The sequence below is a fragment of the Ruegeria sp. CDSC025 genome (assembly GCF_059610805.1).
Window position 1 is genome coordinate 442,978 of sequence record NZ_JBXWOJ010000002.1, and the last position, 13,806, is coordinate 456,783.

The window sequence follows — 13,806 nt, forward strand, 5'->3', positions numbered from 1 at the left end:
CTTACTTGGTCCCGAACATCCTGTCACCCGCATCGCCCAGACCTGGCATGATATAGCCTTTTGAGTTCAGCTCACGGTCCAGTGCGGCGGTGACGATGTGAACATCCGGGTGCGCCTCTTTCATGCGGGCAACACCTTCGGGGGCGGCCAACAGGCAGAGGAAACGGATATCCGTCGCGCCAGCCTCTTTCAGCAAATCAATCGCAGCGGCCGAGCTGTTGCCGGTTGCCAGCATCGGGTCGACAGCAATGACCAAACGGTCCTTCAGCCCCTCGGGCGCTTTGAAGTAATATTGGACGGGCTTCAAAGTCTCTTCATCGCGGTACAGGCCAACAAAGCCAACACGGGCCGAGGGGATCAGTTCCAAAACGCCGTCCAGCATTCCGTTACCGGCGCGCAGGATAGAGACCAACGCCAGTTTCTTACCTGCCAGGATGGGGGCGTCCATCTCTTCCATCGGGGTTTCGATATGGCGCGTGGTCAATGGCATTTCCCGCGTGATTTCATAGGCCAGAAGCAAGGTGATCTCACGCAGCAACTGGCGGAATTCGGCGGTCGAAGTGACCTTGTCCCGCATGAGCGTCAATTTATGCTGCACCAACGGGTGGTCGACGACGGTCAGGTGTTCGCTCATGATATCTCCAGTCTTTTCTTGACCCGCGCACGGGTCGCTTCATCGCAAAAAGCCGCATTCAGGGCGGTTTCATTCAGGGCGGCAAAATCCTCGGCCTCCCAACCGAAAGCTTTGGCCAACATCTCATATTCACGCCGCATTGTGGTGTGGAAAAACGGCGGATCGTCGGTGGACACGGTGACCTTGACACCTGCCTCGCGCAACTTGGAAATCGGATGGCTGGCAAAGTCGGGAAACAGGCCCAGAACCACGTTCGAGCCCGGGCAAACCTCGAGCGTCACACCACGATCAACGATCTCATGCACAAGGTCGGGATCTTCGATCGCACGCACGCCATGGCCTATGCGTTCAACTCCCAGATCACGGATCGCATCGCGGACACTATCCGGCCCGCCGAACTCTCCGGCATGGGTGGTCAGGCACAGTCCGGCCTCGCGCGCGCAGTCAAACGCCCACTTATAGTCGCCCTGAACCCCCATGGATTCATTGCCCCCCATACCGAACCCAGTAATCCAGTCGCCCGCTGTTTCAGCGGCACAATATGCACTGAGCTTGGCCTGTTCGGGTCCGAAATGCCGGACACAGGTCACCACGCCGCGCAGAGTGATATCGTATTTCCGCTCGGCTTCATCAGCGGCATCCTGAATGGCACTTAGATAGTCGCGCCAGGCCAGCAAATCGCCACCGCCACAGAAATCGGGGCTCAGAAAGCTTTCCGAATACACCACCCCGTTCGCCGCGCTTTCTTCAAGAATAGCCAACGTCAGACGGCGGAAATCCTCGGGCGATTTCAGCACTTCACAGGCGGCCTCATATACGCTGAGGAAATGGGCGAAATCCCGGAAATCATATGACCCGTCAGGTTTGAAAATCCCGCTGAGGTCGATGCGCTTTTCATGCGCCAGCTGACGGATGAAGGCAGGCGGCGCGGCACCTTCGTGATGCAAGTGCAGTTCGATCTTGGGTAGGTCAGCAACAGTCATAGAAAGCTCCGCCCCGGCCCTTGTGCCGGGATATTCAGGTGATGTGCGATACTGGCGGCAATGTCGGCGAATTTGACCTGACCGATCTGCCCCGCACCCTGCCCTGCAATCAGGACAGGTACTTGCTCACGCGTGTGGTCGGTGCCGATCCAGCTTGGGTCGTTGCCGTGATCAGCGGTCAACAACATCAGGTCGTCGGGGCGCAACCGGGTCAGAATTGCACCTATCTCTTGGTCAAACCATTCCAGCGCGCTGGCATAGCCGCTGATGTCGCGCCGATGGCCATAGAGACTGTCGAACTCGACAAAATTGGCAAATGTCAGGCTGCCCTCTTCGGCCTCATCGATCAGATCGGACAGATGACCCATCAAGTCAGCATCCGACCCTTTGCGCAGTGTGTCGATCCCCTGCATGGAAAAGATATCGCCGATCTTGCCCACTGCATGAACACGGCGGCCCGCATCCTGACACCAGTTCGTCAGCACCGGAGCGGGCGGCACGATGGCAAAATCCTTGCGGTTGGTCGTGCGGGTGAACCCCTGTTCGGGCGAGCCGACAAAGGGCCGTGCGATCACACGCCCCACTTTCATCTGGTGCAAACGTGGGGCCAGCGTGCGGCAGAGGTCAAGCAGACGGTCTAGGCCGAAGCTTTCTTCATGCGCGGCAATCTGAAAGACACTGTCGGCCGAGGTATAGCAGATCGGCCAACCGGTTCGCATATGCTCGGCCCCCAATTCGGCGATGATCGTGGTGCCCGAGGCGTGGCAATCCCCCAAAATCCCTTCGGTTCCGGCGGCCTCTGCTGCGGCCTTGCTCAGATCAACCGGAAATGATGGTGTTGTATTTGGAAAGTAATGCCAGTCCCATGGCACAGGCAGCCCTGCTAGTTCCCAATGCCCAGATGGCGTGTCCTTGCCCGGTGAATCCTCACAGGCGCAGCCCCACAGACCAGTCGGCTGGGCCAGCAAACCCGACGTTTCCGCACCCGAGGCCAGCCGTGCCGCAGCACCCAACCCCAGCGCATCCAAATGCGGTAGATGCAAAGGCCCGGATCGCCCCTCTTCCGCCTGACCTTGTGCACAAGCCTGCGCGATATGGGCCAGAGTGTTTGCCCCAGTATCCGGCATGTCGCCATTAAAGAACTGATCAGCATCGGGCGCGCCGCCGATACCCACAGAATCCATCACCACAAGGAAGGCGCGGCTCATGGCGTGATCCTCTCGTGGACAAGGGATGGCACCACTGGTTTACCCGTTCCAAGCGTGATCGCCTTTTGAACAGCATCAGCCGCACGTCGCGCGGCATCCTCGCGGGCGGCATGGACGACAGCCAATGGAACGCCTTTTTCGACCCGGTCGCCCAGTCGCACCAGATCTGACAGCCCGACCGCAGGGTCGATCACATCGCTTTCAACCTGACGTCCGCCACCCAATTCGACAACCGCAAGGCCCAGCGCCTCTCCGTCTATCGTGGTTACATAGCCCGCAGCGGGAGCGGGCACTTCCAGGATCACGCTGGCTTCGGGTAAATAGCGCGACCAATCGTCGACAAAGTGAATGGGTGCCCCAACTGCGGCCATCATGCGGCCAAACCGTTCTGCGGCACGGCCATCGCGGATGACCTTGGCGATTTTGTCCCGGCCTTCTTCTGAAGTGGCAAACATACCGGCGTCAGCCAACAGAACCCCACCCAGTTCGGCAGAGATCACAGCCAACGGCGCGTCAGGCGCTTGGGTCAATACCTTCATGACCTCATCCACCTCAAGTGCATTGCCCAGCGCAGAGGCAAGCGGCTGGTTCATATCGGTTATGACTGCTGAGGTCCGACACCCTGCAGCGTTGGCGGTTTCAGTCAGCGCCTGTGCCAGATTGTGCGCGTCATCAAGGGTTTTCATAAAGGCCCCACTGCCAACCTTAACGTCCAGCACCAGTGCATCCGGGCTGGCTGCAAGCTTTTTCGACAGGATCGACGCGGTGATCAGGTCGAGGCTTTCTACTGTCGCCGTGACATCCCGAATGGCGTAAAGCCGTTTGTCCGCTGGCGCGATTTGCCCGGTGGCGCCGACAATGGCTGCCCCCGTTTCGTTCAGCACCTGCACCAGCCGGTCCTGGCTGATCTGGGTGGTCACACCGGGGATGGATTCAAGTTTGTCCAACGTGCCGCCCGTATGTCCCAGTCCCCGGCCAGAAATCATTGGCACATAGGCTCCAAGCTCGGCCAGTGCGGGGGCCAGTACCAGGCTGACGCTGTCGCCCACACCCCCGGTCGAGTGTTTATCGATTACCGGTCCTTCCACATCCCAGTTCAGGACATCGCCGCTGTCGCGCATCGCAATGGTCAGATCGGCACGGCCCTGCGCACCCAACCCACCCATGCAAACCGCCATCGCAAAGGCCCCTGCCTGCGCGTCACTGACCCCACCATCGGCAAGCCCCTGGGCAAACCAGTGCAGTTCCTCGGCGGAGGGTATATCCTTGCGGCGCAACTTTGCGATGATCGAGCGGGCGTCCATGGGGTCAGACATCCTCCATATGCGAGGCGTCAAATGCGCCTGGCAGCAGATCCCCGATAGTGGTTTTCAACTCCGCCCCGTCCAAGCTGGCCAATACCACCTTGACGTCACGCTTGCCGAACTCGGCCAGTTTCTGGCGGCACCCCCCGCACGGCGGTACTGGCTGAGGAGACGACGCGACCACGTAAACCTCGGTCAGTTCCTGCTCGCCAGCAGCAACCATGGCGGCAATGGCTCCGGCCTCGGCGCAAGTGCCTTCGGGATAGGCCACGTTTTCCACATTGCAACCGGAGTAGATCTGCCCCGACAGGGACCGGATCGCCGCGCCGACCTTGAAATTGGAATAAGGCGCATAGGCGTTTTCCCGCACGGACAAGGCTGCGTCTTTCAAGCTCATGGCGATTCCCTATTTTTTGATCATCTGGTCAGAAAGTCATACCCTAAATGAAAGCCCCCGGGGAATTGAAGCCCCGAGCGCAGAATTCCTGAGCCAAAATGCTTAATCCAGAACCGTATTGAACACGCCAGGCAGCGTGACCTCAAGCAGTTCAACATCATCGGTCGGATCAGACAGGCGTGTGCGCATACCCGGCGGGATGACAAAGGCATCGCCCTGTTCCAGCCGATAGGGGTCACGCCCCTCGCCTTCGAGCGTCAACTCACCGTTCATAACGAAGGTGAAATGAATATCGGTATCATGTGTAGCCCAGGCGGTGTCACCCTGCCCCCGACGCACCACCTGAACGCCTGCGACACCCATCGTGTTCTGGGCAATCGTGGTGTCGCGACAGATATAGCCCGGCAAACGGAACGGCCCCCATTCTGCTCCCTCGACCCGGTTGTAGACAAAGCGCTGGCCCTGCCATTCGCGATCCGGGCGGTATTGCGGGGTCGGCAACTGCATTTCGTGGTCGATTTCGGTGACATGTTCGGCAGGAACACCAATTTCGATCACCTGCACATTGTCCGATGCCTCCAACACACGATGGCGGATTTCGGGCGGCTGGATAAAGCAATCGCCGGCGGTCAGGCGCATCTTATCGCCCTGATCCTCGTAAACCACATCGACCCAGCCATGGATGCAGAAAATCAACTGAAACCCGACCTTGTGGAAATGCACCATGTCCGGAACCGGACCGCCATCAGGAATGCGGATATGGCTGGCAATGATCGACCCGCCCAAGCGATCGGGTACCAGATCGCGATAATGCATTCCGGCGCGCCCGATGACCCACGGGGCCTGATCCTTGAGTCTGCGCACGACAAAGGAATGCACGGTATCCGGCATCACCATCGGCGGGTTCAGTTCATCAATTTCAACACGCGTCCCGTTCGGCGCGACCAAACTGCGCTGGCCAGCCGCAAACTCATCCGGATTTTCGGTCAGAATGCGCAACATTCCGGGCGCCTCGGGTGCATCCTGTTCGATCCGTAATCGCAATCCATGCCCCGAGAACACGGCGACCCGAGGGTCATCAGCCGGATAGATCATATCCATCCGCATCCCCAGTACCTTGGTAAAAAACGGGATGTCGTCACGTAATTCCTGCGTCGGCAGACGAATCTCAGCTTTGGTCTGATTGCTGGTCATTCAAGTTCTCTTCGGTCGTGGCTTTGGGCCATCCGATCAGAACAGAAGCCAAAATGCCAATCGAAAAGAACATCTCAAGCGTTTCTTCCAACACAAACAAACGCATGATCATCTGGTCCGACAGGTCGTCTTTCAGTGCGCCACTGACTTCTTCCAACCCCTGTGCAACCACCGCACACATACCGGCCAGAAAGAACACCATTAGAAACGGGACCCGATGCTTGAACGCACGCCACCCGTTTGGCACCCCGTGCCAGAGCAAGCCGCCCAGAACCAAAACAGCCAGGATGACGCGAACCGCGTTCATATCAAGCAGCGTGTCCAGCCCATTCAGAATCCCATATGGCAAGCTATCTACGGCATAGATATCCGCAGCAAGTTCGCGCTCTGCCAGCAGCAAACAGACGAGACCGATATAAAGACGGGAAATCCCGCGATACCGGAAAAGCGCAATGCCCCCGGCCAGAACAAGTGCCGCGGCCGAAATGGATTCGAACGGGCCGCCCTCATGGCTGAGGGACATCGCCTGCACCGGCCAGATACAGAGGACCACCAAGATCAGCAACGCAACTCCAATCGCTGCACGAAACAGCGGCTGGTCCAGCCCAAAGGACCGCTTGGTATCGGTTGTGACGGGTATCGACTGAGATTGTTTTTCCGGGGTCATCTTGGGCCTTCGATCTCCTGTGGAAGCGGTGCCGAATATGAAGATGCGCGACCGTAACCATATTAGAACATAATTCAACCTACGGCCGTGTTTGGCAAAAATCCATTTATGAAGTGACGTCACGTAGCCAAGGCGCCAGAAATAGTTTAACCCTTCAACCAAATTCGGAACGGAGATGAATTGCCTATGTCTGACACTCCCAACCTGCGACAGGCCGCGCTTGATTATCACGCTCACCCAAAGCCTGGAAAGCTCGAAATCAGGGCTACGAAACCCATGGCCAACGGTCGGGATCTGGCGCGCGCCTACTCGCCTGGCGTCGCCGAGGCCAGCCTGGAAATCAAGGCCGACCCATCCAACGCCGAGCTTTACACCGCGCGGGGCAATCTTGTTGGCGTGGTCTCGAACGGAACAGCAGTGCTGGGCCTGGGCAATATAGGCGCTCTGGCTTCTAAGCCGGTGATGGAAGGCAAAGCGGTTCTGTTCAAGAAATTCGCAGGGATCGACTGTTTCGACATCGAGGTTGACGAATCCGACCCCGAAAAACTGGCCGATATCGTTTGCGCGCTGGAACCCACGTTCGGGGCAATCAACCTTGAAGACATCAAGGCACCCGATTGTTTTATTGTCGAAAAACTGTGCCGCGAGCGGATGAACATCCCCGTTTTTCACGATGACCAGCACGGCACCGCAATCGTCGTGGGCGCCGCTGCCAAGAACGCGCTGTACGTTGCCGGGAAAAAGTTCGAGGATATCAAAATCGTCTCGACCGGCGGAGGCGCGGCTGGGATCGCCTGCCTGAACATGCTGGTGAAGCTGGGTGTGAAACGTGAAAACATCTGGCTGTGTGACATTCACGGGCTTGTCTATGAAGGGCGAGCCGAGGACATGAACCCGCACAAGAGTCAATTCGCGCAAAAGACTGATCTGCGCACGCTGGATGACGTGATCGGGGATGCCGATCTGTTTCTGGGGCTTAGCGGACCGAATGTCCTGAAACCCGAAATGGTCGCGAAAATGGCCAACAGACCAATCATCTTCGCGCTGGCTAACCCGACGCCCGAGATTCTGCCGGACGCAGCTCGCGAAGTGGCCCCCGATGCGATCATCGCAACCGGTCGCAGTGATTTTCCCAATCAGGTGAACAACGTTCTGTGCTTTCCTTTCATCTTCCGGGGCGCCCTGGATGTTGGTGCGACCGAAATTAACGACGCTATGCAGATCGCCTGCGTAGACGGTATCGCTGATATGGCCCGGGCAACGACCAGTGCAGAAGCCGCCGCCGCCTATAAGGGCGAGCAACTGACATTCGGACCTGACTATTTGATCCCAAAACCTTTTGACCCGCGCCTCGTCGCTGTTGTGTCCTCGTCAGTGGCCCGGGCGGCTATGGACAGTGGCGTTGCCAGGCGTCCGATTCCAGATATGGAGGCCTATAAAGAGCGCCTGAACCAGACGGTTTTCAAATCCGCCCTGATCATGCGCCCGGTTTTCGAGGCCGCAGCAGCTGCGTCGCGCCGAATAGTATTTGCCGAGGGCGAGGACGAACGTGTGCTGCGCGCCGCTCAGGCCATTCTGGAAGAAACCACGGAAACACCGATCCTGATCGGACGTCCCGAAGTCATCGAAGCGCGATGCGAGCGCCTGGGCCTGACCGTGCGTCCCGGCGAGGATTTTCAGATCGTGAACCCGGAACATGACAATCGCTACTATGATTACTGGACCTCATATCACCAGATCATGCAGCGCCGCGGTGTCACCCCTGATCTGGCCAAGGCCATCATGCGCACCAACAGCACAGCCATTGGGGCGATCATGGTTCAGCGTGGCGAGGCCGACAGCCTGATCTGCGGAACCTTTGGCGAATACCGCTGGCACCTAAGCTATGTCGAACAGGTGTTGGCCAATGGCGACCTGCGCGCACATGGCGCTTTGTCTCTGATGGTTCTTGAGGACGGCCCCTTGTTCATTGCCGATACACATGTGCGGCAATTACCAACGCCTGCAGAGCTTGCCGAAACCACCCTGGGCGCGGCCCGTCATGTCCGGCGTTTCGGGTTGGAGCCAAAAATCGCGTTCTGTTCGCAATCTCAATTCGGCAATCAGGCCGAAGGCTCGGGCAAGCGCCTGCGGGCCGCTTTGGAGATTCTGGACTCGGAGCCGCGCGATTTCACATATGAGGGTGAGATGAATCTGGACGTAGCGCTTGACCCTGAACTGCGGTCGCGCATCTTCCCGCATTCACGTCTAGAAGGTGTCGCCAACGTCCTGATATTTGCCCACGCAGATGCCGCCAGCGGTGTGCGCAACATTCTGAAGATGAAGGCCAACGCGCTGGAAGTTGGCCCGATCCTGATGGGTATGGGCAACAAGGCACATATCGTGACCCCCTCGATCACCGCACGCGGGTTACTGAACATGGCGGCGATCGCAGGAACGCCTGTCGCTCATTACGGGTAAAGGGTCACGGATCCCCTCCGGGCACCGAAACAGGTGCCCGGACTGATTCCTTCATATTTGCACCAATACATTTGCAGTTTTGCAAAACTGTGAATTCGGCGCGCAAAATCCATAAATTGCCGACAGGTTTGCAAAAATTTGCAGGGAAATTCTTATACATCTGCAAATATTTTGCGATAAAGTGACGCCCCGTCACTTCGACCGCTTGTCTGCCCCCTATACCCCGCCCTAGACACGGTGCAGGGATTTTTCGGAGGAGACCAAAGTGGCATATCAGGACGTTTACCAGAGCTGGAAATCCGATCCGGAGGCATTCTGGATGGAAGCTGCAAAAGGAATTGATTGGGTTCGGCCACCCAGCAAGGCTTTGTTTGACGACAATGCTCCTCTTTATGAATGGTTCTGTGATGCCAGGGTCAACACCTGCTGGAATGCAGTTGATCGCCATGTCGAGAATGGTCGCGGTGAACAGACGGCCATCATCTATGACAGCCCAATCACCCACACCAAGCGCGAAATCTCATATGTCGAACTGCGCAATCGGGTCGCCACTTTGGCCGGGGCATTGCGGGCAAAAGGTGTCGAAAAGGGCGACAGGGTTATCATCTATATGCCGATGATCCCCGAAGCGCTTGAGGCGATGTTGGCCTGTGCCCGGCTGGGTGCGGTGCACTCGGTTGTGTTTGGTGGCTTTGCAAGCAACGAATTGGCGGTCCGTATTGATGACGCCAAACCAAAAGCAATCATCGCCGCTTCTTGCGGGATGGAGCCGGGCCGTGTGGTGCATTATAAACCGCTGCTTGACGGTGCCATCGAACTTGCCAGCCACAAGCCCGATTTCTGCGTGATATTCCAGCGCGAACAAGAGGTTGCGCATTTGATCGAGGGGCGTGATTTCAACTGGCACGGGTTCCAGTACGGTGTTGAGCCTGCGGAATGTGTTCCTGTCGATGGCAATGATCCAGCTTATATCCTGTATACATCGGGCACGACCGGAGCGCCCAAAGGGGTCGTACGGCCGACGGCCGGCCATCTGGTCGCCCTGAACTGGACGATGAAGAACATCTATAACGTGGATCCCGGCGACGTGTTCTGGGCGGCTTCTGATGTCGGCTGGGTCGTTGGCCACTCATATATCTGCTACGCGCCGCTGATCCACGGCAACACCACGATAGTGTTCGAGGGCAAGCCGGTTGGAACCCCAGACGCGGGCACCTTCTGGCGGGTGATATCCGAGCATAATGTTCGCAGTTTCTTCACTGCTCCCACCGCAATCCGCGCGGTCAAACGTGAAGATCCCAAGGGGGAATTAATCCCTGAATACGACCTCTCCTGCCTGCGAGCCCTGTTTCTGGCTGGAGAGCGGGCAGATCCCGACACGATCGAATGGGCCAAAGACGCGCTGAACGTTCCGGTCATCGACCATTGGTGGCAAACCGAAACCGGTTGGACCATCGCGGGCAATCCGCTGGGGATTGAAGAGCTGCCAACCAAGCTGGGCTCACCTGCCAAGCCGATGCCCGGCTACGACGTGCAGATTCTGGACGAAGGCGGCCACCCGATGAAACCCGGAGAGCTGGGCGCGATTGCGGTAAAGCTGCCCCTGCCCCCCGGCACTCTGCCAACGCTGTGGAACGCCGAAGACCGGTTCAAAAGCTCGTACCTGAATCACTTTCCCGGATATTATGAAACCGGCGATGCGGGCATGGTTGATGAGGACGGGTACCTCTACATCATGGCGCGCACCGATGACGTGATCAACGTCGCGGGCCATCGTCTGTCCACCGGCGGCATGGAAGAGGTTCTGGCCGCGCACCCTGACGTTGCCGAATGCGCCGTGATCGGTGTGTCGGATCAGCTGAAGGGCCAGATGCCGGTTGGCTTCTTATGCCTAAATGCGGGCTGTGACCGCGACCATGGGGACGTCGTTCAGGATGTCGTCAAGTTGGTTCGCGAAAAGATCGGACCGGTCGCTGCCTTCAAGCTGGCCGTGGTTGTCGATCGCCTACCCAAAACGCGGTCGGGCAAGATATTGCGCGGGACCATGGTCTCGATTGCGGATGGCAAGGAATACAAGATGCCCGCCACCATCGACGATCCGGCGATTCTGGACGAAATCACCGAAGCCCTGAAATCCATAGGCTACGCCCAGTAGAATATCGGCACAGTTGCCGCCTCTTGCAACCTGACACTGGGCCTCTACTGTCTGACCAAGACAGTGAGGCCCCATGACAGTGACCGACATCTGGCGTCTGAGCGCCACCGATCTGACCGCGTTGACCCGCAACCGTAAACTCAGCACGGAAGAGGCCGTAAAAGCCGCAATCGAGCGGATGCATCAGGTCAATCCTGCGCTGAATGCGGTTGTTGAAGATCTGAGTTCACAAGCGCTGGACCGTGCGCGATATCTGGACAAGGCGGTCGGTGGCGGAGAGCAGCCCGGCCCCCTGCATGGTGTGCCGGTCACCATCAAGATCAACGTCGATCAAAAAGGACATGCGACCTCGAATGGGGTCGTTGCCCTGAAAGACGTGATCGCCCCGGATGATGCGCCGGTTGTATCCAACCTGCAAAAGGCGGGCGCCATCGTCATCGGTCGCACCAACACGCCCGAGTTTTCGTTCCGTGCTGACACAGACAACGAACTGCATGGCCGCACGTATAACCCCTGGGGGCGTCATATCTCGCCCGGGGGATCTTCTGGTGGCGCGGGCGCGGCTGTGATGGCTGGGATCGGTGCGCTTGCCCATGGCAACGATATAGGGGGCAGTCTGCGATTTCCTGCCGCCGCCAATGGGGCGGTCACCGTCAAACCGGGTCTGGGTCGTGTTCCGGCGTGGAATCCCAGCCAATCGGCAGAACGGGGCATATTGGCACAATCGATGTCGGTGCAGGGTCTGATCACGCGCTCCGCAGCGGACCTGCACCTGTCCATGCCCAGCTTGATCGCGCCCGATCCGCGCGATCCGTTTCACGTGCCGATGCCGTGGCGGGGTGAGGACCAAACCGGCCCGATCAAGGTCGCCTTCACCAAGCAGACCTTTGGATACGATTTGCATCCCGAAGTCGACAAGGCTCTGGATACTGCATGCGATGCATTGATCGATGCAGGCTATGTAGTGGAAGAGGTCGCACCACCCGATATCTTTGAAGCTGGTCGTGGTGGGTACCGCGCCCTGATGGGCGAAGTTCTGACCTTGTTGAAAGCCGATATCGAGGCTGCGGGATCTAAAACAATCCGCGACATATTCGAGGTCTACTTTCAGGAATTCCCACCCATAGTTGGCACAGACCTTATCGAAATGCTGGCCAAGCGCAGCCACTATGCGCGCGAGTGGTCTCTGTTCATGCAAAACTATCCTCTGGTCCTGTCACCATTCCTGCCACAGCCGTTCTTCAAACCGGACCGAGATACCGAGGGCGCCGAGGGCGTGCATGAAGTTCTGGGCTGTGCGGTCTATTCCTATGCGATGAACTTCATCGGCCTGCCCGCGGCATGTGTTCCGGCGCGGCTGGCCGAGCTGCCGCATGGGCCGCAGCCGATCAACATCCAGATCGCAGCCCGCAGATGGCGCGAGGATATGGCCGTAGACGCCGCCGCGGCGATAGAAGACCGGGTAGGGCAAATGTGCCTGCCATTGTGGAAGAAAATGGGGACGTCCTTCTAAATAGACGTTGTCCAAAAAAAATTGACCCCGGGGTTTTGTACCCGGGGTCCGCTTTCTAAAATATGCCTAGAAATCCGATAACGAGCGTAGCACCACCTACCCTCGCCCGCACATAAACTGCACGTTCATTTCGAAACCGCTGTTGATGGCCACTCACTTCCACCATGGCGTGTTCTCCAGGCAAGTTCACACTACCTTAATGTTAATCGGATTCGTGTGAACTGGTTCACACAAGCGCGATTAATTCGTACCTGGCCTTTCATTTACGTGAATTGTTCCGAAATCAGACGCTCTTCCAGGCCGTGGCCCGGGTCGAACAGGATACGGTGCCGAATCGCCGGTTCAGATCGAATTTCGACCCAATCAATATCCGGAAATGAATTTGAATCCGCATCCGCCATGACCGGCCGCTTGTCCGCATCCAACACATCGAACCGCACCTGGGCGATTTTGGGCAGCAGTGCGCCCCGCCAGCGTCGCGGACGAAAGGCTGCAATCGCTGTCAGAGCTAGAACATCCGATCCAATCGGCAGGATTGGCCCATGCGCGGAATAGTTATAAGCCGTCGATCCTGCTGGCGTTGACAGCAAAGCGCCATCGCAAACCAATTCATCCATGCGCACGCGACCGTCCACACTGATCCTCAGCCGCGCCGCCTGAGGGCCTGCCCTTAGCAAAGAGACCTCATTGATGGCTAGCGCCTCATGGATCTTTCCGGACTGATCCATCGCGCGCATCGCCAGCGGGTTGATGACCTCTTCTTCAGCGGCGGAAAGACGGTCCATCAGATCTTCTTCGTGGAACTCGTTCATCAGGAACCCGATTGTTCCACGATTCATGCCATATACGGGCGTATCGAGGTGCTGCATGTTGTGCAAAGTGTGCAGCATAAAGCCGTCCCCACCCAGCGCGACAATTACACCGGCATCACGCGGCGCCGCATTGCCATAGCGCCTGACCAGTTTGTCGCGTGCGGTTTGAGCCACCTTGGCGTCGCTGGCAAGAAAAGCGATTCTTTGAATCATCTATTGTGGTTTCCAGTGCTGCACATTTGGTTCCGAAACAATCATACCTTTCCCCTTTAGACCAGACTTGACGCCACCGCTGGCCAAATCGTCGCTTTAAGCCTTTTGCCGATGGCCCGTTTCCGATAGGAAATCCGCAAGAAATCCCAGCATTGTGGAGCCCCCATGAACGCCAATCTACGTGATACCGGTTTTTTCACCCAGTCTCTCTCAGCGCGCGACCCAGAGCTGTTCGGCTCGATCACGTCCGAGCTGGGCCGTCAGCG

General features: G+C 57.9%; 11 protein-coding genes. 3 read left to right on the plus strand and 8 right to left on the minus strand.

The annotated features are described in order from the left end of the window. Nucleotide 1: 1 nt before the first annotated feature. The 7 genes from upp to AC2FH8_RS05410 form a co-directional block, all read right to left on the minus strand. On the minus strand, nucleotides 2-634 hold the full coding sequence (upp, locus tag AC2FH8_RS05380; protein ID WP_281994363.1) for a uracil phosphoribosyltransferase: 633 nt from the start codon (nucleotides 632-634) through the stop codon (nucleotides 2-4). Continuing rightward, complete coding sequence (locus AC2FH8_RS05385) at nucleotides 631-1,617, minus strand: adenosine deaminase (RefSeq protein ID WP_281994362.1); 987 nt, start codon at nucleotides 1,615-1,617, stop codon at nucleotides 631-633. Before AC2FH8_RS05385 ends, upp begins: the two co-directional genes overlap by 4 nt. Then, the gene (locus tag AC2FH8_RS05390; RefSeq protein ID WP_496688648.1) at nucleotides 1,614-2,825 is read right to left on the minus strand and encodes a phosphopentomutase; all 1,212 of its coding nucleotides are present in this window, start codon (nucleotides 2,823-2,825) and stop codon (nucleotides 1,614-1,616) included. Before AC2FH8_RS05390 ends, AC2FH8_RS05385 begins: the two co-directional genes overlap by 4 nt. Next, complete coding sequence (locus AC2FH8_RS05395; RefSeq protein ID WP_282027866.1) at nucleotides 2,822-4,129, minus strand: thymidine phosphorylase; 1,308 nt, start codon at nucleotides 4,127-4,129, stop codon at nucleotides 2,822-2,824. The genes AC2FH8_RS05390 and AC2FH8_RS05395 overlap by 4 nt, the downstream gene beginning before the upstream one ends. Nucleotides 4,130-4,133: 4 nt before the next feature. After that, a complete protein-coding gene (locus tag AC2FH8_RS05400; protein WP_142632791.1) occupies nucleotides 4,134-4,526 on the minus strand; it encodes a cytidine deaminase in 393 nt (130 codons plus the stop codon). Nucleotides 4,527-4,628: 102 nt separating this feature from the next. Then, complete coding sequence (locus AC2FH8_RS05405) at nucleotides 4,629-5,720, minus strand: cupin domain-containing protein (RefSeq protein WP_496688650.1); 1,092 nt, start codon at nucleotides 5,718-5,720, stop codon at nucleotides 4,629-4,631. Beyond that, nucleotides 5,695-6,387, minus strand: a complete 693-nt coding sequence (locus AC2FH8_RS05410) for a hypothetical protein (RefSeq protein WP_271948030.1) — start codon at nucleotides 6,385-6,387, stop codon at nucleotides 5,695-5,697. The genes AC2FH8_RS05405 and AC2FH8_RS05410 overlap by 26 nt, the downstream gene beginning before the upstream one ends. 186 nt (nucleotides 6,388-6,573) lie before the next feature. Between AC2FH8_RS05410 and AC2FH8_RS05415 the strand changes: the two genes are divergently transcribed. From AC2FH8_RS05415 to AC2FH8_RS05425, 3 genes are all read left to right on the plus strand, one after another. Continuing rightward, nucleotides 6,574-8,847: an NADP-dependent malic enzyme gene (locus AC2FH8_RS05415; RefSeq protein WP_282027863.1), complete on the plus strand. Its 2,274-nt coding sequence runs from the start codon at nucleotides 6,574-6,576 to the stop codon at nucleotides 8,845-8,847. 265 nt (nucleotides 8,848-9,112) lie between these two features. Further along, entirely contained in the window at nucleotides 9,113-11,002 is a 1,890-nt protein-coding gene (gene prpE, locus AC2FH8_RS05420) for a propionate-CoA ligase PrpE (protein ID WP_496688652.1), read from the plus strand. Between the two features lie 73 nt (nucleotides 11,003-11,075). Continuing rightward, nucleotides 11,076-12,515, plus strand: a complete 1,440-nt coding sequence (locus AC2FH8_RS05425; protein WP_496688654.1) for an amidase family protein — start codon at nucleotides 11,076-11,078, stop codon at nucleotides 12,513-12,515. 263 nt (nucleotides 12,516-12,778) lie between these two features. On the opposite strand, the gene AC2FH8_RS05430 is transcribed toward AC2FH8_RS05425, so the two are convergent. Next, the gene (locus AC2FH8_RS05430) at nucleotides 12,779-13,540 is read right to left on the minus strand and encodes an NAD kinase (protein ID WP_142632779.1); all 762 of its coding nucleotides are present in this window, start codon (nucleotides 13,538-13,540) and stop codon (nucleotides 12,779-12,781) included. Nucleotides 13,541-13,806 lie beyond the last annotated feature (266 nt).

Excerpts from the sequence above, each read along its gene's own strand:
- upp (WP_281994363.1), bottom strand. The coding sequence starts at position 634 with ATGAGCGAACACCTGACCGTCGTCGACCACCCGTTGGTGCAGCATAAA.
- AC2FH8_RS05390 (WP_496688648.1), bottom strand. The coding sequence starts at position 2,825 with ATGAGCCGCGCCTTCCTTGTGGTGATGGATTCTGTGGGTATCGGCGGC.
- AC2FH8_RS05395 (WP_282027866.1), bottom strand. The coding sequence starts at position 4,129 with ATGGACGCCCGCTCGATCATCGCAAAGTTGCGCCGCAAGGATATACCC.
- AC2FH8_RS05425 (WP_496688654.1), top strand. The coding sequence starts at position 11,076 with ATGACAGTGACCGACATCTGGCGTCTGAGCGCCACCGATCTGACCGCG.
- AC2FH8_RS05410 (WP_271948030.1), bottom strand. The coding sequence starts at position 6,387 with ATGACCCCGGAAAAACAATCTCAGTCGATACCCGTCACAACCGATACC.
- AC2FH8_RS05430 (WP_142632779.1), bottom strand. The coding sequence starts at position 13,540 with ATGATTCAAAGAATCGCTTTTCTTGCCAGCGACGCCAAGGTGGCTCAA.
- AC2FH8_RS05400 (WP_142632791.1), bottom strand. The coding sequence starts at position 4,526 with ATGAGCTTGAAAGACGCAGCCTTGTCCGTGCGGGAAAACGCCTATGCG.
- AC2FH8_RS05385 (WP_281994362.1), bottom strand. The coding sequence starts at position 1,617 with ATGACTGTTGCTGACCTACCCAAGATCGAACTGCACTTGCATCACGAA.
- AC2FH8_RS05405 (WP_496688650.1), bottom strand. The coding sequence starts at position 5,720 with ATGACCAGCAATCAGACCAAAGCTGAGATTCGTCTGCCGACGCAGGAA.
- AC2FH8_RS05415 (WP_282027863.1), top strand. The coding sequence starts at position 6,574 with ATGTCTGACACTCCCAACCTGCGACAGGCCGCGCTTGATTATCACGCT.